Here is a 21,252-nt window from a genome sequence, read left to right as displayed (position 1 = left end):
AATGTTCAAATTTCAATCTTTACTTGGTTTGTCATTCTGTCCTCTTTTTTTTCAAGCTCCGTCCGGACGAGTTTAAAAAGCGCTTTTTCCTCTGTTACGGCAATTAAAAAAGACAACCCCAACATTCCTACTGTAGTTGCCTTTTGCTGGAAATATTTGACTCCCAGCATTTCAGCTGTGGTTGCACTCCTAGTACAAGACCTGGGTGTTATCCTCAACGCTTTGCATTTAACGCTGGCTCATGCTCACGTATTGCGTCTGCCGGTCTATTCCCGGCTGCCAACCTCTAACAAGGATACTTTTCCTAAACAACTCTACGCTATTGTTTTGCATCCGCTCGGAAGGTTGTTATGTGCTGCGACTGCTTTACAACCTACAATCTATCCGTCTGGGGCAGGGTCCGGACTTGAACCGGAGACAACTGTGCGCTTCCAGTGCTCTACCAACTGAGCTACCCTGCCAGGGTGCCCGCCGAAGCGGGCTGAGGTACTTATGTGAATGAAAGGAGAAATCTTGGTAACTTTCACTGATATCATTAAAACACATAAAGTTGTCCTCTGTGTGCGGTCATTAATTTTCAGTAACAATTTTTATCTCAATATAATATTAAACAAATCAGAAGAAGTGCTTTAGCTTTTTAATTATGTATTATCCTGAATAGGTTAAGTAATTAAGCATGCCTTTTGAATAATAGTTACCAATTATGGAAGTAAGATTTAGAAGTTTATCAAATGCCTCTATATTTTTCGTATATTCTTTATACAAAAATGCAGATAACTGTTCAATTATTATTTCATTAAATCGATATAACAAAGCTTTCCACTCACTTTCCGCCCAAAATGGATTAATCTCTGATAGGAAAATAGCCATTTGATTTATATTTTCGTATAACTGATTCATATATTCATTTACTGTATCAGCATCATCATTTATTTGTGCATTTACCAATAATTTAAACGTGTTGATCCAATTAGTTATAAGCCCAATATATTGTTCTCCGATTTCCCCTCCAAAGACCGTGCTTAAGTTGTTACCAAATTTTACAATAACTGTTCTTATTTTTTCTTCTACTGAATTTTGATTACCAAAACCTGCAAAAACACTTACTAAATATGCCTGGATCCAAGTAGTTAAATCTCTCCAGAGCATTCTTGATTCGAATACCAAAGGCACTTGACTTGATGGGATACCAGAATCCTCTAACTGTTTAATAGATATCATTCTTACAACTCCTTTTTTTAATACAATATATTATCATTAAAGTTCCTTTGTTCCTTGCCCAACCCTAAATTACACCTCATGCGATAGCAGCCAGTAAAACTTCCGTCGCCGATCATAATACATATCTCTTTCACAGGGGAGCCCCATCCTCATCTTGAGATAATTAAAACTTGCTCTCTCCGTGGTCACTGCTTTCAAAATGTACTCATGCAGCTCCGAATCTGCCTTGATGGCCGTCTCTTCTATAATCTCACATTTCGTCCGCAGATCTGCCCGTCTGGCTGCCAGAATAGCTGTGCTGTCAGAAGTATTACTGCCGTGCGGGAGCCCGTCGGTAATAATGGCTCCAACGGTATTTGTGTTATGCTTAAGCTCCTCCTGCCATTCAGGATACTGAAGACAGAAATAATAAAGCTCTCTGAATCGGTGCTTGCTTATTCCATACTTGTTTTCATTTATCGGCCTTATATTTGTCATGTCAATCACCTCCCCCATATTCTCTCATTTTGACCCCAACAATCTGAGGTCTGCACCACTCCCGTTGAAACGCTCTCCACTCGGGGTCAACTTGTCCCCCTTTATCTCTGTAAAGCATAGCATATGGAACGAACCCCGCTCTGATCGTATCAATCAATCGGCTTTTAGCCTTTTCAAACGTGTCACCCCTATACCCAATCAAGACGTAACAACTTAAAACATGGCTTGCTGTTGTAAACCCGGCAGCCCTAAATATCTTTCCAGCCTCCACAAGCGGTTCATAGTCGTCCGGTGTGTCATAAGCACAATACAGGCGCCTCGTTTTGATTTCTTTCATCAGCTTCGCTTGCCAAGGCCTTAATAACTTTGCCTCAATTCCACCTGTAAAGATAGGTCTTTCAGGTTGCCTATGAAGCATATCCATTACCGTCATAAAGTGATGATCCGATGTACCTAAAATATTATCGTCTAGGATATTCCACCCGTCCTTGATCTCTAATTCCCTTAATCCGTTAGTGTCCCTCCAAGCAGAACAGAACCAACACTTGTTATTGCATCCCCTACTTGTAAATGTATATCCGGGTTTAAGGTATTGTCCGGGTACAAAGTCTCCGTTACGGTCTCCGAAAGCAGGGCCGCCCATTTCTATCGGTACCCCCAGCCGCGACCATGATTTATATAATTTTTCAGCCTTAGGGATGTCGTATGTAAATGTAACACTGATATGCACTTCTTTAATTCCCGGATTGCTTTTCTCTATCTCTCTTGGAAGCGGTCCTATGAAAGCCATGTCATCATCCGGCGTGGCTTTTGTCCGCCTCGGAAATACTCTCGCTACCAAAGCCTATCACCTCCCAGCTAACCCCTTGCAGTATGTAACCTGCTCAAACTTAAAATTATCTACTACCCGCTGCTTTGTTTTCTCGGCCTGGACCATAGCCTGGTACTTTCTTGAGAGGTTCCTCTGCCTCCTGTATGTACGCTCTGGATAGCCTCTTATGGTTATTGGTATACCTTGGCCGCTTCGGTAGTCCCTCACGGTATCGCCAACATAGTCCTTGGAGCCTTTTTCTTCTAGCTTGCTTAGCTGTCTCTCTATGTCCTGTATCTCACCTGTGAGCTGGTAAAGATTTTCTAAGTCCTGTTTTGTCATAACCTCTTCACTTCCCCTCTCTTTTTTTGCATGACGAATAAGCCTTATGGGCTAAAACGATATATCTATTTCAATCTGCTTGCTTAGATTCTTCACAAGCCATTTGCTGTATGTATTTTCTTTTCGGGCCTTCTTCCCTCGCTTCCATGTGACCAGTCTCGGTGCTTCAGCATCCTCGGAGATCATCACGTATTCCACATAAGGTTTTTCATCAAAAGGATTCTCGCCTTTATATACACTGTCTTGGTCTATGTAATAACCCTTGATGGGTTTCGGATTACTTAACAGCATGGAGGCTGATACCTTCTCAGATTTTGTAACCGGCTTTTGTATGTTCCTGGTTGTATTGTATCTTCTCTTGCTGAAAGCATCTGGGTCTCGAAATGTCTTTGAAGTCTCCTTGATAAGGTATGCTGCTAGCCTTCTGTAATCTCCAGACATATCTAGTACGGAGCACTTCACATGCCCTTGCTTCCAAATTTTCATAATTTCTTCAAGTTCGGCGGCGGAGCATACGATGTGATGATGAAGTCTCTTATGCTTATACTCTGTAGCAATAACCGCTTTAAATTCTTTCCCAAGCCTCTTCATGTATGCTCTGCATCTTTTTATAAATCTCTCCAGCGCCTTGTGTGCTTCCTCGTTGGAGGGTAAATGCTTGTATGTGAGAACTAGATGCAGGTCTCCGGGCTTGAAATTAAAATTTAAAATCATAGCCAGTTCTTTTTCGGCTAGCCGCTGATTAACCTCAGCTACTTTCTCGGCCGTAGGATTTTTTCTCTTTTTTCTCTTTTGGCCTTGGATAAAATCCCGAAGCATTTTTACTTTTACAAAAATTGTACTTCCGCACACCGTTGTCAATTTTTCTACAAGCATGGCTACCTCCATTTCCGAATTATTAATACTCTTAGCAAGTCTTAATGCTCATGCTGAGCGCTTGGGTCCCTATATAGGTTTATGTCTTATTTTTAATGCCGATAGCTATGCCTCTGGAGCTTGTCCAGAGGCTTTTTGTTTTCTTACATATAACAGTAGAATTTTGTTTATTCTTTATCTGGCAGAGCTGCTGCATCAATATTAGCTCTGCCTGTCCCAATGCTGTAGTTGCGGAATGGATCAGGTACTAGTCTCTTCTTGACAGTTTCTTCGTCAGGGTTACACGTCATACAACTATAGCGGCGTTCTGCTTCTATATTGGCAAATACGCTTCTAACCCATATCTCCCATCCGTATTCTTTTTTAAACTTGCATCCGCAATAATCGCATTGTATCCACCTGAATATTGGGAAAATCTTTTTTATGATTGGATATTTTGGTTTGTAAGGTTGTTTTCTCATCTTGTTCCCGTCCTCTTTTGTCGCTTATGTTTGCAGCAATGGTCCTTACAGGTCCGGCTTATGGCCTTGTGTAGCTCCTGGTTGTCCTTCTCTGTTTCTGGGGTGACTATCAGACCTATCTTGGAGGCTTTACAGGTATGTAGGTGCTTAATTTCCGGTAGGTCCTCGAATCCCTTTGATGGGCTCCTGAGCTGCTGGGTTGTTTTTATAAAATTTTTTTGACAGTCTCTCAAAATTGCTCCTCCTCTTCATCTGGCGATATATCATACTTAAAACAGCTCAGTGCAGTGCTTGTACATCTTCTTTTTAATAAAAGAAGCGATAGTACTTCTTCTATTATTTTTTATTCATCAGATAGTAGTCCAGTAGATGGCCTAATGCTATATGTAAAATAATCATTAATTCCTTGTGCTATAAAATCACTTAGACTAGTTGAGTATGATAAAATCCTGTTATGGATACTAATGCTGTTCTTATATTCTTTTGATGTAAAAGCAAGCATTTCTTGGACTAGCATGTTGGTAAAGGTATAAATATAATTTTCCAAAGTATTTTTCTCCCAATATGGATTTAGTCCTGCAAGAAATTCAATTCTTTGGCCATCATTCTGATATACTTGTTTTACAATTTCATCTGCTTTACTGGAATTGCCTTCCGCTAGTGCATCAATTAAACTAATCAGTAACTTAATGTATTCAGAAAATAATTCCAGATAAACTTCAGCTGCTTTATCACCAAAGAAAGTTCTTATCATATCTCCAAAGTTCTCTGCTCGAAGAAGAAGGGCATTCGTTGTCTCCTGCTGCAATTCAACGTCTGCATTTATTGTTTTTACTATCAAATATTGACGTAACCAGGTGATTATATCTCGCCATATAATTCTTGCTGTAAATACTGTATTGTCTATGCCTTGCTGTTCTTTACCTATTTGATAACTCTCCATCATTTTGCGCACCTCCAATTATTATTGTATTCAAATAGTTTTGATTGGTTATAGGTGCATGGGTATTAAAATATTTGTATATCATGTCATTTCTCCTCTTCACTTGGCCCGGCTTCTGCTGCTACCTCCTCTGCCTGGCCATGCTTTCTCATTATCCCGCAGTTTTTAAGTGTTCTCTTCATGCTATCTCTCCGCTATCTCCTCAATTCCTCCAACTTACTGTCCAAAAGGCGTTGGTTTGTTTCGCAAGGTTCCCAATTCCCCTCTACAGGACAATCGCAGCAGTCATCGCATACTCCGCACATACATGCTTCGGATTTATCCTCTTCAATTTCTCCGGTTTCAAGATTGATTTCTTGCTGGCCTTTTGGCTTTCCTTTTTCAAGAATCAGTCGGCTTTCTCTTGCTATGTACTCCATGGTTTGTACGACAGCTTTGTCTAGTGCTGCAACCGGCATGATGATACCTCTTACTAAAAAGCCTTGCTTAACTGCAAAGTAGGTTTGCCCCCCTCGGTCTCTCTTTCGTAAATCTCACGACCTACGGTTATATCTGCTAGCGGCGCCATGTACTTGGTGTCATAGAAGCCTATACCTTTTCTTGTCTGTAAGGGCTTTATCAGCTTGCTTCCTAGGTCAACCCCCACGCCTAAAAGTTCCACCTGTATCTCAGTCCTATCTGTATCGTCAAAATTAAAGAATCCCGGATTTTGCTGGTGGATGAATTTAATTTTTTCTTGCTTGTCTTCTGGAATCTCAAATACCGTATAGATGCTTTGCTCGTCCAGGTACGGCAAGCCGGTAATCGGATATGCCGCTCCACCGTTTCCTATCCACTGTCTGCATGAACTTCCAGAAGGGACATCTATAAGCTGTATGAACTTGGATTCTTTACACAGCTTTGCTATCGCCTTTATTTTCATGTTTTCACCTACTTTCTATAATTGCCAGCCCCCGGAGTATGTCCAAAGGCCACCTCATTTCTTGGATAAGTTTTTATTTAGTAACACTATTGATATTTTTTTCATATACTGTTGTAGACCAAAGGAGGTCATCTAATATGTGTGATCGTTTTTTATCTGGTACAACAAATCGTAGAATTGATTGTAATAACAACATCTTAGGTGCTACCGGTGATAGAAGACATTTGCGCCATTGGTGTTGTCATTCCAATCCTTGGTGCCCTTGGTGCCACTATTGCCACTGGTGTAATTTCTGTCATTGTGACAGAAATTGGTAAGAATTAAAGATTTATGCGCCCATTAAATATGGGCGCTTTTTTATTTCTGCTTCGGGAATTATTTAAATAGGAATTTTATCAGCCGTCTTGGCTCCGGTATCCCTGCGATAGCCGCTCTCAGCTGGTTGTCTTTTTGACGGCGTATGGCGCTTTCATCCTCTAACCTGTTTTTTAGATATTCTTGGTATCTGTAGTGGTCTACAAGGGCTTTTCGGAGGCCCTTAAGCTCCTGCTTTATGTAGTCGTTCTGTTCATCTAGGAGCCGGCGCAAGTTGGAGTTTTCCTCCTGGAGGTCCAGTAGCTCGGTGTCTATGGCCTCTATCTCTTTTCTTAAAGCCGCTTCGATGGGCTTGATTCGTCTGTTTCTGTTACTCATTAGTAATATCCCTCCATTTTCATGCGTATTTTTACGCTTCGCAGTATAGCCTCAACGGAATAACTATAAATGTCTTGCTCCTTGGCTCGTTCTTCCCGGGCTCGGCGCCGCCGCTGGGCTTGCAGTAGGCGTCGGGTAAAATCTTCTCTACTCACTGTTGGCATTTGCTATCCCTCCTATATCCCGTCATAAAGGGCCTGCATTACCTTTTTAAAGACTTGCCGGTGCTTGTCCGCTTGCTCTGGATCTTTTTCAGACAGGCTATGTATGGATGTCTTGATTTCTCCAACCATTTTCTGTAGGTCAGCAGTCTTAGTCTTAAAGATTACTACCTCTTCGCTAGCAGACATGGCCAGCATGTTTTCTGCTGCCGCTGCTCGTGTTTTCGCTTCTTCGGTTTCTTTTTCCAGCTGCTCTATGGTATCCGCTACTACCTTTTCCGCTTCCGCTTGAGCCGTGGCCGCCGCTTCATCTCGGGCTTTCTTCTCTGCTTCTTGGATAGCTTCTTTTCGACTAGCCTCTATACGGTCCTTTTCTTCTTTCAGCTTCTTTTCTTTAGCTTTGGATTTATCCAGGGATTCTTTTAGCTTATCAATTTCATTCTGGCGTTCTAGCATTTCGGCCTTTATATCGTCTGGTAGCTCGCCATTCTCAGCCTTCTTCTGCTTCTCCTGAAGATCCTGGAGCAGTTTAGCGGTAGCTTCCTTCTCTGCCATTGCTGTATCAAGATCACTTTGCAACCTATCGATATTTTCGAGTTGTTCGTCGGCAGTCTCTTTTTCCTGCTTTAGTCGCTTGATTTCATTTTCCAGTTCCCTTACTTTCATCGTGTCAACGTCATTTTTTTCGACGAAGTCTTCTATCTCGTTTTCCGGCACTTGTAAAAGTCTGAAAGCCTTGGAAATGCTGAAATCCGTACACGTGTACGTTTTTGAAATAGCCGACAAATACGGGCTATCTTCATTCCCGTATTCCGCCGAAATTTTCATAAATCTTTCGGCCTGCGACTTGGAATAATCCAAGTTTTCTTTGCACCAATTTTCCCAATTACCATGTCCGACCTTTTCCTTGGCCTCCTCGAGCTTTGCACCAATTTCTATAGCGCCATTTAATGCCACTTGGCATACATGGTTGTCAATCGTTTTGATTTCTGTGGCGATAATATCCAACGTGCGTTCCTGCACCACCTTGAAATCAGCCTCAATAATATTTTCCATCAAGCTACCTTCTTTCTTTTCTTTGGCTTGGCGTTCACCACCTCAGCCATCCACTTGTCAATAAACGCCTTCACGTCCTCCGGCATTGTTCCATTTCCCTTATTTCTGCCGCCACCCCGGCATTGAACCATCCTGTATTCGCCTTTTTCTTTTTTCATCTCCAAGGTAAAGTATGGTTCTTCCGGTTCGCTACTCTTTCGGACAAAGAAAATATTCGTCCTTCCTGCGGCTACCCCATCCACATAACCACCTACACAGTGGCCTATCAGTTTACCTTCTTCGATGATTTCTCCTGCCGTCTCAGCTATCCGTATGAGCAGGTTTCCATCTTGGAATCCAAGATATCTTAGTTTCTTTGCTTTTCTTTTAATTTGTTCCTGCTGTTCCGGATCGGCCTTTACCTTAACCTGCGCCGATGTTCTAGCGTGAGCTGCTTGTAAATCTTTAGGGAGAAGAATAGCTTTATCAGATAAATCTAGTTCCAACTCCTTGCATTCCTTGATATAGTCGTTATAGTCCTTTGCCACGGTGTAAAGTCGGTATCCGGCAGCTGTGTCTTCTTGTTTCTTGATATATCTATACAACTTTCTTGGCTCGATTAGTTTCTGGCAGCTTCTAAGGGTTTTAAGCACGTCCATATCATACTCGCACTTGTTTCCAATATGAACTGGAAGCCCACAATCCCGAGCAATTTTATACCTTTCCAAGCCTTCCAGGCTTATCTTCATTTCCCTAGCTTTTATGAGCTCCGGCTTGGTGAGCTGTAAGATTTCCGATAGATTCGTCTTTTTCCATCGAACGGCGGCACTACCATGTTCTCCCACTAGCTTCGATTCAATCAAATGATCCAGCCCAACTTTATGCAGTTTTTCTATTGATTCATACTTCGCGTTCAAATCCACCAATTTTAGAAAAGTTTTTGGATACCACTCTTTCGCCTGTTCAGCCAGCTGGCAGTATCGCAGGTCTGTCCCTTGAAAGACTTGTTTTAAATTGGCTCCGTACAAATAGAGCGGGGCATTCCCCCAGTCGCTTTGTCTATGTGGAACCCTGATATTTTTTTGCTCTATCCAGCGGCCACCCTCGAAATACCCGTAAGATGTCTGATAGCCTTGTTGTTCTTTTCGATTAAATTTGAATACACCATCAACGTCTTTAAACAGCCTAACCTTTCCTTCGCCATAGTCTGCATAAACAAAGTTGGTCGTCGCGTATACGGTTTTTCCTTTCTTTTGAAATATGAGAATTCTTACGCGGCCTGTGAGTTTGCCTCGGCCAATTCCAGCAGACCTATACGTCACTTTTGCATGGCACTTGGGGCACTCGCCCTGACGGTCGTGCTTAACATCTTCCGGCATCTCTACCGCTCCGCAGCAGGAGCACACCGCTGTCTTTTGGGGTTTATCGTAGAAAAGATAACGCTCTTTGAACACGTTCTTTAGGAGCCACTTTATAATCGGGTCCGTCTTCAGCGACGGCAGCTCACTATAAATCTTTGGAGCATTGCTTTCAAATAGTTCCTGGTGTTTTGTCTCCATACTCGCCACCTACATTCCCGCCAGAAGGGCCATCACGTCGATTATTTCATCCGGCTTCGTTTCGGCGTGCGCATCACGTGTGCCGCCGTCTTCATTTGCCTGGATTCCGTAATATCCCCTAATGATGTCAACCGCTTCATCTGGGGGCACTACGCCGCAGTTTCCTACAGCCTTTTTGCGTGCAACATTTTCTATGGCCTTCAGTGCTCCCTTTAAACTCTTGTCTTTCGATAGAAGTAAGTTGGCAACGCTATCGCTTGTGCAAAGGTCTGTCAAATACTCTTCAAGGGCTACGATGGCCGGGTTGTTCTGGTCCTGCATCATCTGTTCTGTGATGTGGGCTATTGCCCTGTTAGTTAATTCACTCATTGTCTTTTTCCTCTCTGTGTGATAGAATAAAGACGTTATATAACATAACGTCTACTTTGCAGAATCCACAGGGTTGCAGCCCTTATGTGGGTTCTTTTTCTTTTCCTGGCTATGTAGTATCGGTATAAACCAAAACAGATACTCTGCTCCGATGGCTAGATATCCCCGTTCCAGATAGGCCAGGGCCATCCCTACCGCTAAACATATGAAAGCTTTTGATAGTAAGATTAGGTCATGCTTCATGCTCATGCTCCTTTCTCCAGGCCCTCTTTCTTCATCTTAAGGGCCACGATTTCCCAGACAACATCTTCTGCTTTTCTCTGGTTTCCTTCGCGGAAGAGCCGGTCTTGCTTATCATCTAGGAATTTTATTTGTTCTTCTATCGCTGTAATCTTATCCTTTCGCTCCGCTGCCTCCTGGGGTCTATATCTGCACCAGTGGGCTATATGGGGCTTGTCCTGGTCGTAGTGTTCGCACTGCCGGCAGCAGTCCATACAGATCACATCTTTGTGCTTCGGGCAGTTGATACTTTCCTGGAAGCTGTCCGATTTACAGATTGGACAGGTGTTCATTTTTTCACCGTGATATGATCGCACTTTTCAAAGTCTGGCGGCCACGCTATGCAGCAGCGGTCACCGCATCCGGCATACCTTTCACATGTATAGCGGCAGAGGCCTAGCCCCTCCGGGCAGCTCCCAGTTCCTATACTGCACCGGTATTCCTCTTCCATCAGACACCCTCCCGCCCTAAGGGCTCCAGGTAGTTCTTGCCGAACTCGTGCATAAAACTCTTCCTGGCTTCCACGTCTGTACCGCCTTGCTCTCGGATTATATCCTCGAACATTTTTTGTCCGTACTCTTTTAGCTGCCGGACTAGGTCTAGGTCCTTATCCGTCCGGGGATTCGTTACCCTCTCATGGACTTCGTGGCTTAGGTCTACTTGTAGTCCGTATTGGATGGACTTCTGGCGGTTAGGGCCTCCGAAAATCTCATGGCGTTCTGCATACGGCGTGCCTTTAAAGGCGCATACTCTGTTGGGCTTGTCCTTATAGCCGTTATACAGTTTTTTCTTTTTCTTGTTCACTGGCTTTGGAAAAGCACAGCGGCTATAGTAGTCTGTCACTCTGTGCCCTCCTCCAACTCATTCAGCGTTCCGCCCACAGGGTTAGCAGATACTTTCCGCTTACCTTTCATCACTTCTTCCCTCCTACAATGACCCCAGCCTCATTTAAGAGCCTCAGGACTGCATCCTGATCTGGCACTCCTTGAGTATCCTTTATGTAATCAATCAGGTCCGAAATCTTTTCACCTACCTCCCGGCCATTATCATACTTTTTAAGAATGATTTCCCCAGCATTGTCCGTGAATATCTCCATTGGGTCTCCTTCTTTGATTCCCAATACTCTGCGAAGTTCCTTTGGCAGAACCACTCTGCCCAGTTCGTCTACTCTTCTTACAATTCCTGTTGCTCTCATACGTCTTACCTCTTTCCTACAAACAGCACAATAACAGTTCGCTCTTCACCGTCAATCTCCACATCCTTAAACCCCGGCACGCAAACCAGGTCCATTCCCGCCGGTGCCACATAACCTCTAGCGATAGCTACCGCCTTGACTGCCTGATTGACAGCTCCCGCGCCGATGGCTTGTACCTCTGCATGGAAGCCCTCCCGGATGACTGCTGCTATTGAGCCTGCTACTGCGTTAGGGCTTGACTTTGCTGATACCCTTAAAATTTCTGTGTTCATAATCTACTTCCTTTCTTTTTAAAAATAACTTTATAAAATATAATACGAAATATTTGAAACTTTTATAATTGACCTAAGCTATTCCTTTTCTCCATTTACACTCTACGACAAAAATGTTAATATTTCGGTGAAAGGATGGTGATTTCAAATGGGTGGTATCAAAGTAGATACTCGCGGCTTAAAAAAGTACATGAAAGATTTAGAAAAAGCCGCTAAGAAAATCTCCGGAGAAAAAAGCTTTGACGAAATTTTTACTCCTAGCTTCATGAAAAGGTATACAAACTTCAGTAATTTTGACGAACTCCTTGAAGCCGGAGACTTTGTCATAAACTCTCAAGAAGATTTTGAAAACATTCCTGACAATGAATTTGACGAACATATTCGGGCAACCACGCAGTTCAGTTCTTGGCAAAAGATGTTAGACAAAGCATCTGACCTATATGCCCAGAAAGCGTTTAGTAAACTTTAATCTGCGTCGCCGCAAGCGAATCAATTAATTTCTGAGCTTCTTCCAAAAGTTTCTTTAGTTGGTTCGCTTTTTCAATTGCCTCGTCCAGATCTTCAACCTTGATAGATACTGTTGTTTTCTTGTTTGCCATCCGTTTTCCTCCTTTCTATCTACTGCTTGTCCAAAATAGGACCGTTAATGGCTGAGCAGCCTTTCTGTCTAAGTGCTGCACCGAACATATCCAGCAGCAGCCATGGCATTATCAGTGAGCTTCACTCTCAGCTCTTTCTTTTCTTTTTCAGGGATGTTATCCCAGGAACGCTCTATCCGGTTTCCGTCGGCATCCTGAGTTACAAGTATGCCGACAACGGTCAGCGGTTTCTTTTTTGCCATATCTATCACCCCTATAAGTGTATTAATGTAGCTGAATGTCCTATGCTCTATCATTTGTTTTTCTGGCAATATTTTACTTTTTGTTGTATAATCTCCTTGAAAGGTGGTGATTGTATTTTTACTAAACCAATCTCAAGCGATGCCTCAAAACTATTGCGCGGCCTTTACAAAGAATATTTAAAAAGGCGAAAGAGCAAACTTTCTAAAGATGAAGCAATGTCCTTTTCTTCCGATGAAGCTAAAGAATTATTGTTTTCTGAATGGATACCGGACGATTTCGACAATGTACTCTATGAGCTCTACCAAGCCAAATTTTTAAGAATGGACATTATCGGAAACTTTCAGCTTCTAAATGATGCTATTGTATATATGGAAAACATCCCAAAGCAAAACGCATCAGATATTATCGATACTGTTACAAAATTCATCCCTTGAAGCATTGGTCGCTTTTGCTCCTGCCAGAGCAGCTGCGGCCATTTTTCTTTCTGAATAAACGTCCTCGATATTAGTCCGCGTGCAGGACACTTCAATACCGCCTTCTCTTCCTACCTGAAATTCAAATCCGATTTTCTGGACGTCTAAATAATTCCGATCTACGAAATTTCCATTAATAAGAACTGATATGCCTGTACCGCTGGGATTTATCTTCACAGTTACTTCTCTAACTTCATCTTTTCCTAACATCCTTTCTCACCTCCTTCTATATTTACTTTACTTATTGCACTCCTAACAGACCCAACAGATATGGTAGATGTCGTAAAATGGGTAATATCATTGATATGATAAGTGCGGTTATAGAAATCACAAGTGAAATCTTTTCTCTTCTAATTTCTGATTTGCTCACGCTTTCTTTCATCTTCTCTTCACCTCCGCTCTAATACTGCGTTTATGTGTCTCTACTTATTTGGCTTATTTTGTCGAAGCCTCCGACTTTATGTAACGCCCTCTCAGTGGTATAATTTACCTACAGGTGCTCAGGCGCTGAGTATTTCAGAAAGGAGGCGCTTTTATGGGTATTAATGAATTTATTGATCGCGGTTTAAAAAGAATCCAGAAAGACCTAGAGAAAAAAGAGGTAAAAAAAGAGGTAAAAGTTTCTGTCGAAGAAAAAGTCTCTGTTGAAGTAAACTTTGATGAAATTTTTAATTCAAACTTCATGAAAAAATACACATATTTCAGCAGTTTTGATGAACTTCTCAAATCTGGCAACTTTTTTGTCAATTCCCAGGAAGACTTTGAGAACATTCCTGATGACATATTTGACAAACATATTCAGGCAGTTACGCACTTTGGCTCTTGGCAGGAAATGCTAAACGAAGCTGCTAACCAATATACACAGAATATTTTCAACCAATCATAAGCTGTATTTCTGAAAGCGAATCAAACTGTTTCCGAACTTCTAGCAAGAGTTCGCTTAGCTGGTTCGCTTTTTTGATTACCCCATCTAACTATCCCACATTGATGTTGAGAGTTCTCTCTGTTTCCCATCTTCTCTTCACCTCCTCTCAACTGGCATTTCACATCTCAGCTTTTTCTCATTCCCATGTTTCGGGGTATAAAAAAACACTATGTTGATTCATAGTGTTTGGATTTGTAGTATTTTGTTGTATGTTGTATAATGTTTTTGAGCACTGGACGTATTGGAGGTATCAGTATGAGTAATAACCCTGTTTCAATTTCTAACCCACCACAAAGCGGGTCTAAAAACGGTAGTAAAACTAGCACATCTCGCGATGGAGCTACTAGCCTGAAAATTGTCTCTCCTCCTAAGCCCCCGAAAAAATAATTTATTTATTAATCATTTTATCCCAGTGCTCTTGTAATAATTCTTGATTGTAAAATAATACTCTAAGCCCAGTATTTATATTGTAATATTCATGCCATACACGAAATTTTTCTGGGTATTCTTTCATAAGTTTCTCTGTATCCTGTTTATATTCTAAAGCCAGCTCAAATTCAGCTGCATTCGACGATATTCTTTCCTCTATCATTCCTGACGTAATATAATTATTATGATTATACACAGAAACAACTTGCCAGGTATTATTTATATCTTGATATTCCATCATGCTATCCCATGTGCTAGGCTTACCTGTATGGACAAACGTGAACCCCAACTTAGTAAACATAAAATTTTTAGTTTTTAAAAATGATGGGATAATAACCTTATATTTTAATATACACCATATAACGGCTATTGGAAACGCAATTCCTATGAAACTTGCTATATTAAAAATGTCATTAAAATATGTAGTAATACTTTCTACAGTGCTTAAATTCTCTTTGTTAAAATAATTAATTACAACTACACTAAAAAACAAAACAATTAAACTATCTACTACTATTTCAAAAATGTACTCGTAAGCTGGTTGTTTGAAAACCTTTCCTTTAACAAAATATCCATGTAACTCTTTCACTAATAGCCCTGGAGCAATAAATATTAAAATATTATATAAACTATTTAATTCCATATTTTCACCTCATTCTGATTATACTACAAATCCAACACTTTGTGAGGTCTTACTTTTATGCCTCCCCTCGTTAATGCCGACACGTTCCGCAGAGGGTGTTCTCTTATATCTCCAAGCACTTTCTTTCCTCTTCAGCTCTTCTTCATTGTTTTATCTGCCCGTTTTGGGTAAATAGGTCATTGACTTCAACTTCGAGTGCGCCCGCTATTGGTAAAACATCCTCCGAAGTAATGGTTTTTCTTCCTCTGAGCATCGCGTTAAATTTTTTAGGATCGTATCCTGCTTTTAATGCTACCGCAGACTGCTTGAGGCATTTCTCTTCTATTATCCGGTAAACGTTTATTGCTACTATGGACATTTTGCTCCCTCCTTTAATTAACAAGTTTCTTGGTATATTTCACACTATATAACAAGTTTCTTGTTGTGTCAATACTTTTTACCAAGTTATTTGGTATTTTCATCTTGACATTTAAAGATATTTGGTATAATGTTCTACTCAGTGGAGGAGGCAATACTGAATGGGCATAGGAAATAAAATACGAGAAGCGCGATTGCGCAAAGGGTTAACACAGGAGCAGTTGGCTAAACTGGTGGGTGTTCGTCAAACCGCAATAGGAAACTACGAAAACAACACAAGCCATCCTAAGGTTGATATACTCTACCAATTGATGCAGGTTTTGGGGGTTGATGCTAACTACATATTTCAGGATAAAATGAATGAGATGAAAGTAAAGCTTTCGGCTCCATCGGATACTTTATCCGTAAATGAAAAAAGCCTGGTACGTACATATAGGCAATGTTCTCCTGTCGGAAAGCAAAAAATTTCTTCCTATTCCCAGAAGATCTTGGACGTAGAAAAAGAAGAGGATGAGGTTGATCGCCTAATGCCTATTGCTGCACATAACGATGATATGTCTCCAGAGCAGATCGAACTGATGAAACAGGATCTAGAGGATTTATAGTATAAGAATCATAAAAAAGACAAAGTAGTTTAATGGAGGTACATAATGGGGTTATTTGATTTTTTAAAAGTACAAGAATTCAAATCTATAATAAGCACGCTAGAAAACGAAAAAAGTAAGCTTACTCTTGAGAAAGAGCAATTAGAAGGTTTACTTACCCCCGAAATGCGCGATATTCAAAACATTCAGCTTAGAATTAATCGGTTAAAAGCTGAACAGGAAAGTGTCGAAAGCATCCTCACCTCTAAGCAACAAGAAGAAAAGAAGCTTTGTCAAAAGCTTTCAGACCTCGAATTTCAGTTAAAGCGAAAAGAGAAGGAAATCATCGCTGCTGATGATTTAATTGAGCTTGAAAATTTTGCTCTATATAAACCAAAATATAAGTTTGTTCATTCTGATGAATATAAAGAAAAGTTAGATATAAATCGCAACAAACAAAAATCAATGATAAGAAATGGAACGGCGGCTACGGGTTCCCAGACTTGGACAGTAAATAACAGTGCGGCACAAGGCCGTAAACTTGTTAATGATATGATAAAGCTTTGTCTCCGTTCATTCAATAATGAATGTGAAGCAGCAGTTTCAACCGTTAAATTTAATAACTTTGATCGTTGTCAGGCTCGGATTACAAAATCCGCAGAGTCCATCAGTAAACTTGGAAAAATCATGAGCGTCTCAATCTCGCGACAATATGTTTTGCTAAAAATAGAGGAACTATCTATTGCGCTTGAGTACCAAATGAAAAAACAACAAGAAAAAGAAGAGATGAAGGAGATGCGGGCGCAGCAGAGAGAAGAGGCTCGCCTAGCCAAAGAAATAGAGGAAGCCCGAAAATTAAACGAAAAAGAAAAAAAGCATTACTTAAATGCTCTTGCTAAGATTGAACAGCAGCTATCTGAATGCTCATCTGAAGACGAGAAGGAATTGCTTGAAGAAAAGAAATCTGAAATTGTCTTGCACCTAAAGGATATTGAAGAACAAATCAAATCAATAGATTATAGGGAAGCAAATCAAAGAGCGGGATACGTCTATATCATTTCCAATATAGGTGCATTCGGTGAAAATATATTCAAAATCGGTATGACCCGTCGTTTGGACCCACAGGAAAGAGTTGATGAGTTAGGTGATGCATCCGTCCCATTTAACTTTGACATCCACGCAATGATCTTTTCTGATGATGCGCCAAAACTAGAAAACACACTGCATAGAGAATTTGAAAACAAAAAAATAAATATGATTAATACACGACGTGAATTCTTTAATGTAACTTTAGATGAGATTAAACGGGTAGTAAAGGAAAATCACGATAAAACAGTTGAATTTATAGAAGCGCCAGATGCTTATCAATATAGAGAATCTCTAAAATTGAAAGAAGTAATTTAAAAACAAAAAACAAACGCCCCGGCGGCAACCGGAGCGAATATCATATAGGCTGTAATATTACAACCCGTAATGCAAGTAGATTGTACCATTACAGCCCGGAAAAATCAAGTTTTTGATAGCCCCGGGTATTTTTATGCCCATTTTTAAGTAAAATTAGATAAGGATGTGATGGTATGAGAATAGGTGCTGCCTATATAAGGGTATCTACAGATGATCAGCTAGAGTATTCACCGGATGCTCAGCTTAGAGAAATAAAGAATTACGCAGCGAAGCATAACATTATTTTAAACGACAAGTACATATTTCTTGACGAAGGAATCACAGGCCGCAGCACAAAAAAGCGTGATGAGTTTAATAAAATGATTGGGCTGTCTAAGCAAACCCCTAAGCCTTTTGACGTTATCCTTCTATGGAAATTTTCACGTTTTGCAAGGAACCAGGAAGAGAGTATCGTATATAAGTCCATGCTTAGAAAACAGCTAGGTATTGACGTAGAAAGCGTGTCTGAGCCCCTGATCGACGGTCCCTTTGGTTCTCTTATAGAAAGAATCATAGAGTGGATGGACGAATACTACAGCATCAATCTAAGTGGTGAGGTTGTTCGAGGTATGACCGAGAAGGCGCTGCGTGGAGAAATACAGTCCACCCCTTCTTTTGGCTATGATAAAGCACCAGGTCAGCCCATGACCGTTAATGAGACTGAGGCTAAGTATGTACAATACATTTTTGAAAGGTATTTAGGCGGAACCGGCATCACGACCCTAGCAAGGATTTTGAATGATATGGGGGTGAAAACGAAACGCGGAAACCCTATAGAAAATAGGTTTATAAAAAGGCTGCTCTCAAACCAAGTATATATTGGCCGGGCAGTTTGGAACGGCATCAATAAACAATCCGACTTTAAGCCCATCATATCCGAAGATTTATTTAATCAGGTGCAGGAAAAATTGCATTCAGAACATAAAGCATTTAAGAAGAATGATAAGCCGAAGGATGTTAAGAAGCATTACTTGTCCGGACTTGTTAAGTGCGGAAATTGCGGCGCAACTATGTCTTACTCCAAAATACACGATGGGTTTCAGTGCATCGGCTACACTAAGGGAAAATGCGGCATATCTCATTTTATACAGGCTTCAAAGTTAGAACAGGCAATCATTGAGTATTTGTCCGATATAGACAATAAAAAAGAATATGAATTGAACGTGCGCCCCTTTGTAAATGATGATTTAGTTAATGAAAAAGAATTACTAATCAAAGAGCAGCAACGGTATAGACGCATGTTTGAGAATGCCAAGCTTGCCTTTTTAGAGGGCATTGACACATCCGAAGAGTATTCGGCTAACAAGACAAAATTGACCGCCCTGGTGGACGATTTGCAAGCCAAGATTGATGAAATAAAGGAACCGGCCGTAGATAATTCCCAGCTGGTGAAAAAGGTCAAGGGGCTTGTAAAGGTTCTAAATCTTACAGATAATTACAAAAAAGATTACTTTAACGCCAAGTACGATGCAATCCGTGGATGTGTGGAAAGGGTTGAATTTTCAAGGCCTGGAGAACTCTTGAAAATATTTTTTTATCTCTAATCATAGTCACTTGCGATATGGTCCACCGTATTGAGTAATAATATACTTCGCCATAGCAGGATTAGGATTTTTAATGTTTACTGGAAATTGCAATTTCTTATTATAAGTCCACATACCTAAACCTCCTTCTGCCAAGGCCATGGTTCATCAATCCATGACCAGGTATTTGTATCATTAGTTCCCGCTGGAGTCAGCGGCCCGAACTTCGCCTCATACTCCATCTTGGCGTTCTCATATAAGGCATTATATTTGTTAAAAAAGCCCAGTGCCGCCCGATCTTCAGGATGAGTGTCTAAGTAAAGATTGGTATCTACCAACACGAATGACAACATCTGTACCCGGAGCATCAATTCATCTCGATTCATTTACAGGCACCTCCTAAAAACGGTAAATCCAGTTCAGGGAATATGGTCCCCGCTGAAAATCCCTCTTCCATATCATAAGTGGTGGTCCACTGCTGCCAAGGCACATACGCCATCGCCAGCGGACAGCCGCTTACGCAGTCCATCGGTCTGGTGCCGCCTCCATTGCCTCCGGTGCCTCCATTATTCCAGTTGCCCCCATTGCTTCTGTCGCCTCCGTTGCATCCATTGTCCCAGTTGCCTCCGTTGCTGCAATCTGGCCGTTGTCCCGGCGCTGGCGTTGGTGCTGGTTGTGAAGGCCGTTGTCCCGGCGCTGGTGCCGGCTGTGAAGGCCGTTGTCCTGGTGCTGGGCTCACTTGTGGCGGCGTCTGCCCTCCTCCTGTCTCTGGAGCCGGCATAGGTGCTGCCTCGTTCATTTCATCGTCAGATTCCTTAGGTGCAGGGCATTCAACCATTCCGTTTTCGCCCATGAAGTCAAAGAACGAATCATCTAAGTATATCGGCATACCCACATAAGGCTCTGTACGGTTTTCATTTGTCTTACGGAAAACCGCGTCCTTTGCAGGCCCGCTCATGTTGTTTCTCAAAACAAAATCCCCTTTCATAGTAAATATATAAGATATACTATGACAGGGGATTCATAAAGGTCACAAATTCCTTCGTGGCCTTGCTAAACCAAAAGTTCTAGCAACCGCTCGCAGGCCATTTTCTGAGCATAACTGGAAACAGCTAATTCCAGCACCAACTCTGAAATCTCCTGCTTGTCCATGTTCTCATCTATTTTTTCAGCTACCTCATTATAGGACTGATCCAACTTGGTGCGATATTTTTTATAAAAGCCCTTTATGTCGGAATCCGTTAACTGACTATCCAGCAGCTCCTTGGTGGAATCAACAGATAAAACCTGTTTGAAGAGGCAGATAGCTGTCAAATACGCAATATGCTGCCGTTCATACCGCTTTCCCTTGGCTCGAGGCAGCAGCTCTTTCTTAATATAATTGTTAACCATAGCTGATGTAAGTGTCTCTCCACTTTCCAGCCCAATATGCTGCCGGACCATATAATTCAGCACCTGATCCATGTATAAATCAATATCTGGTATATCTTCCCACTCGTTGGGTCGCTGTTCCTGTAAGGCTTTTTTCAATTCCTTTAATTCATCCATCTGTATTCACTCCCAATCCCCCATAGCTTATGAGGTAACTATGCCATGAGCAGCTACCTTCATATATTTCAATGAACACTGCCCGATGGTAAAGCCCAATATAATCCATAGAATTTATTATACCATTCACAGCTCTTTGTCACAACTAAGAGTTTGCCTATAAAATAACAGAAGTTTTCTGTCATTTTGAAATTAAATTCTCGTATTTTAATATTAAATGGCCGGACAACACAGCAAAAAATCTGCTCAAGTACATCTCCAAATGACTGCAAGACAAAATTTAACGACAATCTTTGCAAATTATATTTCTGTTTTTATTTAAACAAAGAAATTTATATGCCCATTTCTTGTTAAAAAGTTTGACAAGATCGTCTTAATATTATATAATGAATAACGTGCTTAAGCGCATGCGCCATTAGCTCAGCTGGATAGAGTGGCACACTACGAATGTGAAGGTCGGGGGTTCGAATCCCTCATGGCGCACCAAAGCCCGTTGCAAACGCAACGGGCTTTTACTTTTCCTTGAAATTTAAACGTTTTTAAGAGTAATGGTAAGTTCTGTAATTTTTGATATTTTACATTTTCTTGTAGTAACTTTTGTATCATTTAATAACTTTTGTGGGAAAAATGGGGGAAATGAAAATTGCGAGAACCATTGAAAACACTTAATTCTATTATTTTAATAAAAATTATATAGGGGAAATTTTTATTAAGGTAAAAAATATGCACCTCAGCCAAGAGGTGCATATGTGGTTTATATGCTCTTAATTTCGTTTTTAAGAGATTTTTATATAGTTTTGGCATACTTGTTCCGTGGCAAATATTAAAATGCTTAAATCGTCGTTTTTTTACTTTTTTGACTTCCCCTA

33 protein-coding genes and 2 tRNA genes are annotated in these 21,252 nt (G+C 41.0%); 6 read left to right on the top strand and 29 right to left on the bottom strand.

The genetic code is table 11. From position 1 onward, the window contains the following. Positions 1-391 precede the first annotated feature (391 nt). The 20 genes from Ami103574_RS04385 to Ami103574_RS04290 all read right to left on the bottom strand — a co-directional run bounded on the left by Ami103574_RS04385 (position 392) and on the right by Ami103574_RS04290 (position 11,616). Positions 392-461 (bottom strand) — tRNA-Ala (locus Ami103574_RS04385). Positions 462-648: 187 nt separating this feature from the next. After that, the gene (locus Ami103574_RS04380; RefSeq protein WP_163065468.1) at positions 649-1,221 is read right to left on the bottom strand and encodes a hypothetical protein; all 573 of its coding nucleotides are present in this window, start codon (positions 1,219-1,221) and stop codon (positions 649-651) included. A 69-nt stretch (positions 1,222-1,290) separates the two neighbouring features. Continuing rightward, positions 1,291-1,698 (bottom strand): hypothetical protein, encoded by a 408-nt coding sequence (locus Ami103574_RS04375; protein ID WP_163065467.1) that lies wholly within the window; start codon positions 1,696-1,698, stop codon positions 1,291-1,293. A gap of 1 nt (position 1,699) precedes the next feature. Then, the gene (locus tag Ami103574_RS04370) at positions 1,700-2,539 is read right to left on the bottom strand and encodes a radical SAM protein (RefSeq protein ID WP_246213193.1); all 840 of its coding nucleotides are present in this window, start codon (positions 2,537-2,539) and stop codon (positions 1,700-1,702) included. A 6-nt stretch (positions 2,540-2,545) separates the two neighbouring features. Further along, positions 2,546-2,851 (bottom strand): hypothetical protein, encoded by a 306-nt coding sequence (locus Ami103574_RS04365; protein WP_163065466.1) that lies wholly within the window; start codon positions 2,849-2,851, stop codon positions 2,546-2,548. 51 nt (positions 2,852-2,902) lie between these two features. Next, positions 2,903-3,727: a rolling circle replication-associated protein gene (locus Ami103574_RS04360; protein ID WP_163065465.1), complete on the bottom strand. Its 825-nt coding sequence runs from the start codon at positions 3,725-3,727 to the stop codon at positions 2,903-2,905. A gap of 167 nt (positions 3,728-3,894) precedes the next feature. Further along, a complete protein-coding gene (locus Ami103574_RS04355; RefSeq protein WP_163065464.1) occupies positions 3,895-4,188 on the bottom strand; it encodes a hypothetical protein in 294 nt (97 codons plus the stop codon). A 343-nt stretch (positions 4,189-4,531) separates the two neighbouring features. Next, the gene (locus Ami103574_RS04350; protein WP_163065463.1) at positions 4,532-5,134 is read right to left on the bottom strand and encodes a hypothetical protein; all 603 of its coding nucleotides are present in this window, start codon (positions 5,132-5,134) and stop codon (positions 4,532-4,534) included. A 191-nt stretch (positions 5,135-5,325) separates the two neighbouring features. Continuing rightward, positions 5,326-5,589 carry a hypothetical protein gene (locus tag Ami103574_RS04345; RefSeq protein ID WP_163065462.1) on the bottom strand — a complete coding sequence of 88 codons (264 nt, stop codon included), beginning with the start codon at positions 5,587-5,589 and terminating at the stop codon, positions 5,326-5,328. A 14-nt stretch (positions 5,590-5,603) separates the two neighbouring features. Continuing rightward, entirely contained in the window at positions 5,604-6,053 is a 450-nt protein-coding gene (locus Ami103574_RS04340) for a hypothetical protein (RefSeq protein WP_163065461.1), read from the bottom strand. A 375-nt stretch (positions 6,054-6,428) separates the two neighbouring features. Beyond that, positions 6,429-6,746, bottom strand: a complete 318-nt coding sequence (locus Ami103574_RS04335) for a hypothetical protein (protein WP_163065460.1) — start codon at positions 6,744-6,746, stop codon at positions 6,429-6,431. After that, on the bottom strand, positions 6,746-6,910 hold the full coding sequence (locus Ami103574_RS04330) for a hypothetical protein (protein ID WP_163065459.1): 165 nt from the start codon (positions 6,908-6,910) through the stop codon (positions 6,746-6,748). The genes Ami103574_RS04335 and Ami103574_RS04330 overlap by 1 nt, the downstream gene beginning before the upstream one ends. 12 nt (positions 6,911-6,922) lie before the next feature. Next, the gene (locus tag Ami103574_RS04325; protein ID WP_163065458.1) at positions 6,923-7,963 is read right to left on the bottom strand and encodes a DUF3102 domain-containing protein; all 1,041 of its coding nucleotides are present in this window, start codon (positions 7,961-7,963) and stop codon (positions 6,923-6,925) included. Beyond that, complete coding sequence (locus tag Ami103574_RS04320; protein ID WP_163065457.1) at positions 7,963-9,501, bottom strand: PcfJ domain-containing protein; 1,539 nt, start codon at positions 9,499-9,501, stop codon at positions 7,963-7,965. The genes Ami103574_RS04325 and Ami103574_RS04320 overlap by 1 nt, the downstream gene beginning before the upstream one ends. A 9-nt stretch (positions 9,502-9,510) precedes the next feature. After that, positions 9,511-9,870: a Cas9 inhibitor AcrIIA9 family protein gene (locus Ami103574_RS04315; protein WP_163065456.1), complete on the bottom strand. Its 360-nt coding sequence runs from the start codon at positions 9,868-9,870 to the stop codon at positions 9,511-9,513. Between the two features lie 51 nt (positions 9,871-9,921). After that, positions 9,922-10,119 (bottom strand): hypothetical protein, encoded by a 198-nt coding sequence (locus tag Ami103574_RS04310; RefSeq protein WP_163065455.1) that lies wholly within the window; start codon positions 10,117-10,119, stop codon positions 9,922-9,924. Beyond that, complete coding sequence (locus Ami103574_RS04305; protein WP_163065454.1) at positions 10,116-10,442, bottom strand: hypothetical protein; 327 nt, start codon at positions 10,440-10,442, stop codon at positions 10,116-10,118. The genes Ami103574_RS04310 and Ami103574_RS04305 overlap by 4 nt, the downstream gene beginning before the upstream one ends. A 157-nt stretch (positions 10,443-10,599) precedes the next feature. Then, on the bottom strand, positions 10,600-10,992 hold the full coding sequence (locus Ami103574_RS04300) for a hypothetical protein (protein WP_163065453.1): 393 nt from the start codon (positions 10,990-10,992) through the stop codon (positions 10,600-10,602). Positions 10,993-11,062: 70 nt separating this feature from the next. Next, positions 11,063-11,344 carry an AbrB/MazE/SpoVT family DNA-binding domain-containing protein gene (locus tag Ami103574_RS16240; RefSeq protein WP_163065452.1) on the bottom strand — a complete coding sequence of 94 codons (282 nt, stop codon included), beginning with the start codon at positions 11,342-11,344 and terminating at the stop codon, positions 11,063-11,065. 5 nt (positions 11,345-11,349) lie between these two features. After that, a complete protein-coding gene (locus Ami103574_RS04290; protein WP_163065451.1) occupies positions 11,350-11,616 on the bottom strand; it encodes a stage V sporulation protein S in 267 nt (88 codons plus the stop codon). Between the two features lie 148 nt (positions 11,617-11,764). Here Ami103574_RS04290 and Ami103574_RS04285 point away from each other — a divergent pair, with 148 nt between their 5' ends. Further along, positions 11,765-12,085, top strand: a complete 321-nt coding sequence (locus Ami103574_RS04285; protein WP_170295607.1) for a hypothetical protein — start codon at positions 11,765-11,767, stop codon at positions 12,083-12,085. Here the strand turns inward: Ami103574_RS04285 and Ami103574_RS04280 are convergent. The 3 genes from Ami103574_RS04280 to Ami103574_RS04270 form a co-directional block, all read right to left on the bottom strand. After that, positions 12,072-12,215 carry a hypothetical protein gene (locus Ami103574_RS04280; RefSeq protein WP_163065450.1) on the bottom strand — a complete coding sequence of 48 codons (144 nt, stop codon included), beginning with the start codon at positions 12,213-12,215 and terminating at the stop codon, positions 12,072-12,074. The two genes, Ami103574_RS04285 and Ami103574_RS04280, sit on opposite strands and share 14 nt — an antisense overlap. Before the next feature lie 68 nt (positions 12,216-12,283). Next, a complete protein-coding gene (locus Ami103574_RS04275) occupies positions 12,284-12,457 on the bottom strand; it encodes a hypothetical protein (protein ID WP_163065449.1) in 174 nt (57 codons plus the stop codon). 396 nt (positions 12,458-12,853) lie between these two features. Next, positions 12,854-13,141, bottom strand: a complete 288-nt coding sequence (locus Ami103574_RS04270) for a hypothetical protein (RefSeq protein WP_163065448.1) — start codon at positions 13,139-13,141, stop codon at positions 12,854-12,856. A 325-nt stretch (positions 13,142-13,466) separates the two neighbouring features. Here Ami103574_RS04270 and Ami103574_RS15815 point away from each other — a divergent pair, with 325 nt between their 5' ends. Continuing rightward, positions 13,467-13,817 carry a hypothetical protein gene (locus Ami103574_RS15815; protein WP_163065447.1) on the top strand — a complete coding sequence of 117 codons (351 nt, stop codon included), beginning with the start codon at positions 13,467-13,469 and terminating at the stop codon, positions 13,815-13,817. Between the two features lie 427 nt (positions 13,818-14,244). Here Ami103574_RS15815 and Ami103574_RS04260 read toward each other — a convergent pair whose 3' ends face one another. Both Ami103574_RS04260 and Ami103574_RS04255 read right to left on the bottom strand, forming a co-directional pair. After that, positions 14,245-14,928 (bottom strand): hypothetical protein, encoded by a 684-nt coding sequence (locus tag Ami103574_RS04260; protein ID WP_163065446.1) that lies wholly within the window; start codon positions 14,926-14,928, stop codon positions 14,245-14,247. Between the two features lie 142 nt (positions 14,929-15,070). Further along, complete coding sequence (locus Ami103574_RS04255; protein WP_163064716.1) at positions 15,071-15,286, bottom strand: helix-turn-helix domain-containing protein; 216 nt, start codon at positions 15,284-15,286, stop codon at positions 15,071-15,073. A 160-nt stretch (positions 15,287-15,446) separates the two neighbouring features. Between Ami103574_RS04255 and Ami103574_RS04250 the strand changes: the two genes are divergently transcribed. The 3 genes from Ami103574_RS04250 to Ami103574_RS04240 all read left to right on the top strand — a co-directional run bounded on the left by Ami103574_RS04250 (position 15,447) and on the right by Ami103574_RS04240 (position 18,856). Further along, the gene (locus tag Ami103574_RS04250; protein ID WP_163065445.1) at positions 15,447-15,890 is read left to right on the top strand and encodes a helix-turn-helix transcriptional regulator; all 444 of its coding nucleotides are present in this window, start codon (positions 15,447-15,449) and stop codon (positions 15,888-15,890) included. A 45-nt stretch (positions 15,891-15,935) separates the two neighbouring features. Beyond that, positions 15,936-17,273 carry a DUF4041 domain-containing protein gene (locus tag Ami103574_RS04245; protein ID WP_163065444.1) on the top strand — a complete coding sequence of 446 codons (1,338 nt, stop codon included), beginning with the start codon at positions 15,936-15,938 and terminating at the stop codon, positions 17,271-17,273. A 173-nt stretch (positions 17,274-17,446) separates the two neighbouring features. Then, positions 17,447-18,856, top strand: a complete 1,410-nt coding sequence (locus Ami103574_RS04240; RefSeq protein WP_163065443.1) for a recombinase family protein — start codon at positions 17,447-17,449, stop codon at positions 18,854-18,856. Between the two features lie 6 nt (positions 18,857-18,862). Here the strand turns inward: Ami103574_RS04240 and Ami103574_RS16065 are convergent, their stop codons facing one another. From Ami103574_RS16065 to Ami103574_RS04220, 4 genes are all read right to left on the bottom strand, one after another. Continuing rightward, the gene (locus Ami103574_RS16065; RefSeq protein ID WP_163065442.1) at positions 18,863-18,970 is read right to left on the bottom strand and encodes a manganese catalase family protein; all 108 of its coding nucleotides are present in this window, start codon (positions 18,968-18,970) and stop codon (positions 18,863-18,865) included. 2 nt (positions 18,971-18,972) lie between these two features. After that, positions 18,973-19,221, bottom strand: coding sequence for a spore coat protein CotJB (locus Ami103574_RS04230; RefSeq protein WP_163065441.1), 249 nt, complete (start codon positions 19,219-19,221; stop codon positions 18,973-18,975). Then, complete coding sequence (locus tag Ami103574_RS15810; protein ID WP_246213192.1) at positions 19,218-19,805, bottom strand: spore coat associated protein CotJA; 588 nt, start codon at positions 19,803-19,805, stop codon at positions 19,218-19,220. The genes Ami103574_RS04230 and Ami103574_RS15810 overlap by 4 nt, the downstream gene beginning before the upstream one ends. A gap of 83 nt (positions 19,806-19,888) precedes the next feature. After that, entirely contained in the window at positions 19,889-20,383 is a 495-nt protein-coding gene (locus Ami103574_RS04220; protein ID WP_163065440.1) for a DUF1836 domain-containing protein, read from the bottom strand. A 409-nt stretch (positions 20,384-20,792) separates the two neighbouring features. Here Ami103574_RS04220 and Ami103574_RS04215 point away from each other — a divergent pair. Beyond that, positions 20,793-20,869 (top strand) — tRNA-Arg (locus Ami103574_RS04215). Positions 20,870-21,252: the final 383 nt, after the last annotated feature.

Source organism: Aminipila butyrica (genome assembly GCF_010669305.1).
GTDB lineage: Bacteria > Bacillota > Clostridia > Peptostreptococcales > Anaerovoracaceae > Aminipila > Aminipila butyrica.
This window is presented reverse-complemented; position numbering and strand designations above follow the sequence as displayed.

Coding starts and splice junctions, on each gene's coding strand:
- Ami103574_RS04380 (WP_163065468.1), bottom strand. CDS start 1,221: ATGATATCTATTAAACAGTTAGAGGATTCTGGTATCCCATCAAGTCAA.
- Ami103574_RS04375 (WP_163065467.1), bottom strand. CDS start 1,698: ATGACAAATATAAGGCCGATAAATGAAAACAAGTATGGAATAAGCAAG.
- Ami103574_RS04365 (WP_163065466.1), bottom strand. CDS start 2,851: ATGACAAAACAGGACTTAGAAAATCTTTACCAGCTCACAGGTGAGATA.
- Ami103574_RS04360 (WP_163065465.1), bottom strand. CDS start 3,727: ATGCTTGTAGAAAAATTGACAACGGTGTGCGGAAGTACAATTTTTGTA.
- Ami103574_RS04355 (WP_163065464.1), bottom strand. CDS start 4,188: ATGAGAAAACAACCTTACAAACCAAAATATCCAATCATAAAAAAGATT.
- Ami103574_RS04350 (WP_163065463.1), bottom strand. CDS start 5,134: ATGATGGAGAGTTATCAAATAGGTAAAGAACAGCAAGGCATAGACAAT.
- Ami103574_RS04345 (WP_163065462.1), bottom strand. CDS start 5,589: ATGCCGGTTGCAGCACTAGACAAAGCTGTCGTACAAACCATGGAGTAC.
- Ami103574_RS04340 (WP_163065461.1), bottom strand. CDS start 6,053: ATGAAAATAAAGGCGATAGCAAAGCTGTGTAAAGAATCCAAGTTCATA.
- Ami103574_RS04335 (WP_163065460.1), bottom strand. CDS start 6,746: ATGAGTAACAGAAACAGACGAATCAAGCCCATCGAAGCGGCTTTAAGA.
- Ami103574_RS04330 (WP_163065459.1), bottom strand. CDS start 6,910: ATGCCAACAGTGAGTAGAGAAGATTTTACCCGACGCCTACTGCAAGCC.
- Ami103574_RS04325 (WP_163065458.1), bottom strand. CDS start 7,963: ATGGAAAATATTATTGAGGCTGATTTCAAGGTGGTGCAGGAACGCACG.
- Ami103574_RS04320 (WP_163065457.1), bottom strand. CDS start 9,501: ATGGAGACAAAACACCAGGAACTATTTGAAAGCAATGCTCCAAAGATT.
- Ami103574_RS04315 (WP_163065456.1), bottom strand. CDS start 9,870: ATGAGTGAATTAACTAACAGGGCAATAGCCCACATCACAGAACAGATG.
- Ami103574_RS04310 (WP_163065455.1), bottom strand. CDS start 10,119: ATGAGCATGAAGCATGACCTAATCTTACTATCAAAAGCTTTCATATGT.
- Ami103574_RS04305 (WP_163065454.1), bottom strand. CDS start 10,442: ATGAACACCTGTCCAATCTGTAAATCGGACAGCTTCCAGGAAAGTATC.
- Ami103574_RS16240 (WP_163065452.1), bottom strand. CDS start 11,344: ATGAGAGCAACAGGAATTGTAAGAAGAGTAGACGAACTGGGCAGAGTG.
- Ami103574_RS04290 (WP_163065451.1), bottom strand. CDS start 11,616: ATGAACACAGAAATTTTAAGGGTATCAGCAAAGTCAAGCCCTAACGCA.
- Ami103574_RS04285 (WP_170295607.1), top strand. CDS start 11,765: ATGGGTGGTATCAAAGTAGATACTCGCGGCTTAAAAAAGTACATGAAA.
- Ami103574_RS04280 (WP_163065450.1), bottom strand. CDS start 12,215: ATGGCAAACAAGAAAACAACAGTATCTATCAAGGTTGAAGATCTGGAC.
- Ami103574_RS04275 (WP_163065449.1), bottom strand. CDS start 12,457: ATGGCAAAAAAGAAACCGCTGACCGTTGTCGGCATACTTGTAACTCAG.
- Ami103574_RS04270 (WP_163065448.1), bottom strand. CDS start 13,141: ATGTTAGGAAAAGATGAAGTTAGAGAAGTAACTGTGAAGATAAATCCC.
- Ami103574_RS15815 (WP_163065447.1), top strand. CDS start 13,467: ATGGGTATTAATGAATTTATTGATCGCGGTTTAAAAAGAATCCAGAAA.
- Ami103574_RS04260 (WP_163065446.1), bottom strand. CDS start 14,928: ATGGAATTAAATAGTTTATATAATATTTTAATATTTATTGCTCCAGGG.
- Ami103574_RS04255 (WP_163064716.1), bottom strand. CDS start 15,286: ATGTCCATAGTAGCAATAAACGTTTACCGGATAATAGAAGAGAAATGC.
- Ami103574_RS04250 (WP_163065445.1), top strand. CDS start 15,447: ATGGGCATAGGAAATAAAATACGAGAAGCGCGATTGCGCAAAGGGTTA.
- Ami103574_RS04245 (WP_163065444.1), top strand. CDS start 15,936: ATGGGGTTATTTGATTTTTTAAAAGTACAAGAATTCAAATCTATAATA.
- Ami103574_RS04240 (WP_163065443.1), top strand. CDS start 17,447: ATGAGAATAGGTGCTGCCTATATAAGGGTATCTACAGATGATCAGCTA.
- Ami103574_RS16065 (WP_163065442.1), bottom strand. CDS start 18,970: ATGTGGACTTATAATAAGAAATTGCAATTTCCAGTAAACATTAAAAAT.
- Ami103574_RS04230 (WP_163065441.1), bottom strand. CDS start 19,221: ATGAATCGAGATGAATTGATGCTCCGGGTACAGATGTTGTCATTCGTG.
- Ami103574_RS04220 (WP_163065440.1), bottom strand. CDS start 20,383: ATGGATGAATTAAAGGAATTGAAAAAAGCCTTACAGGAACAGCGACCC.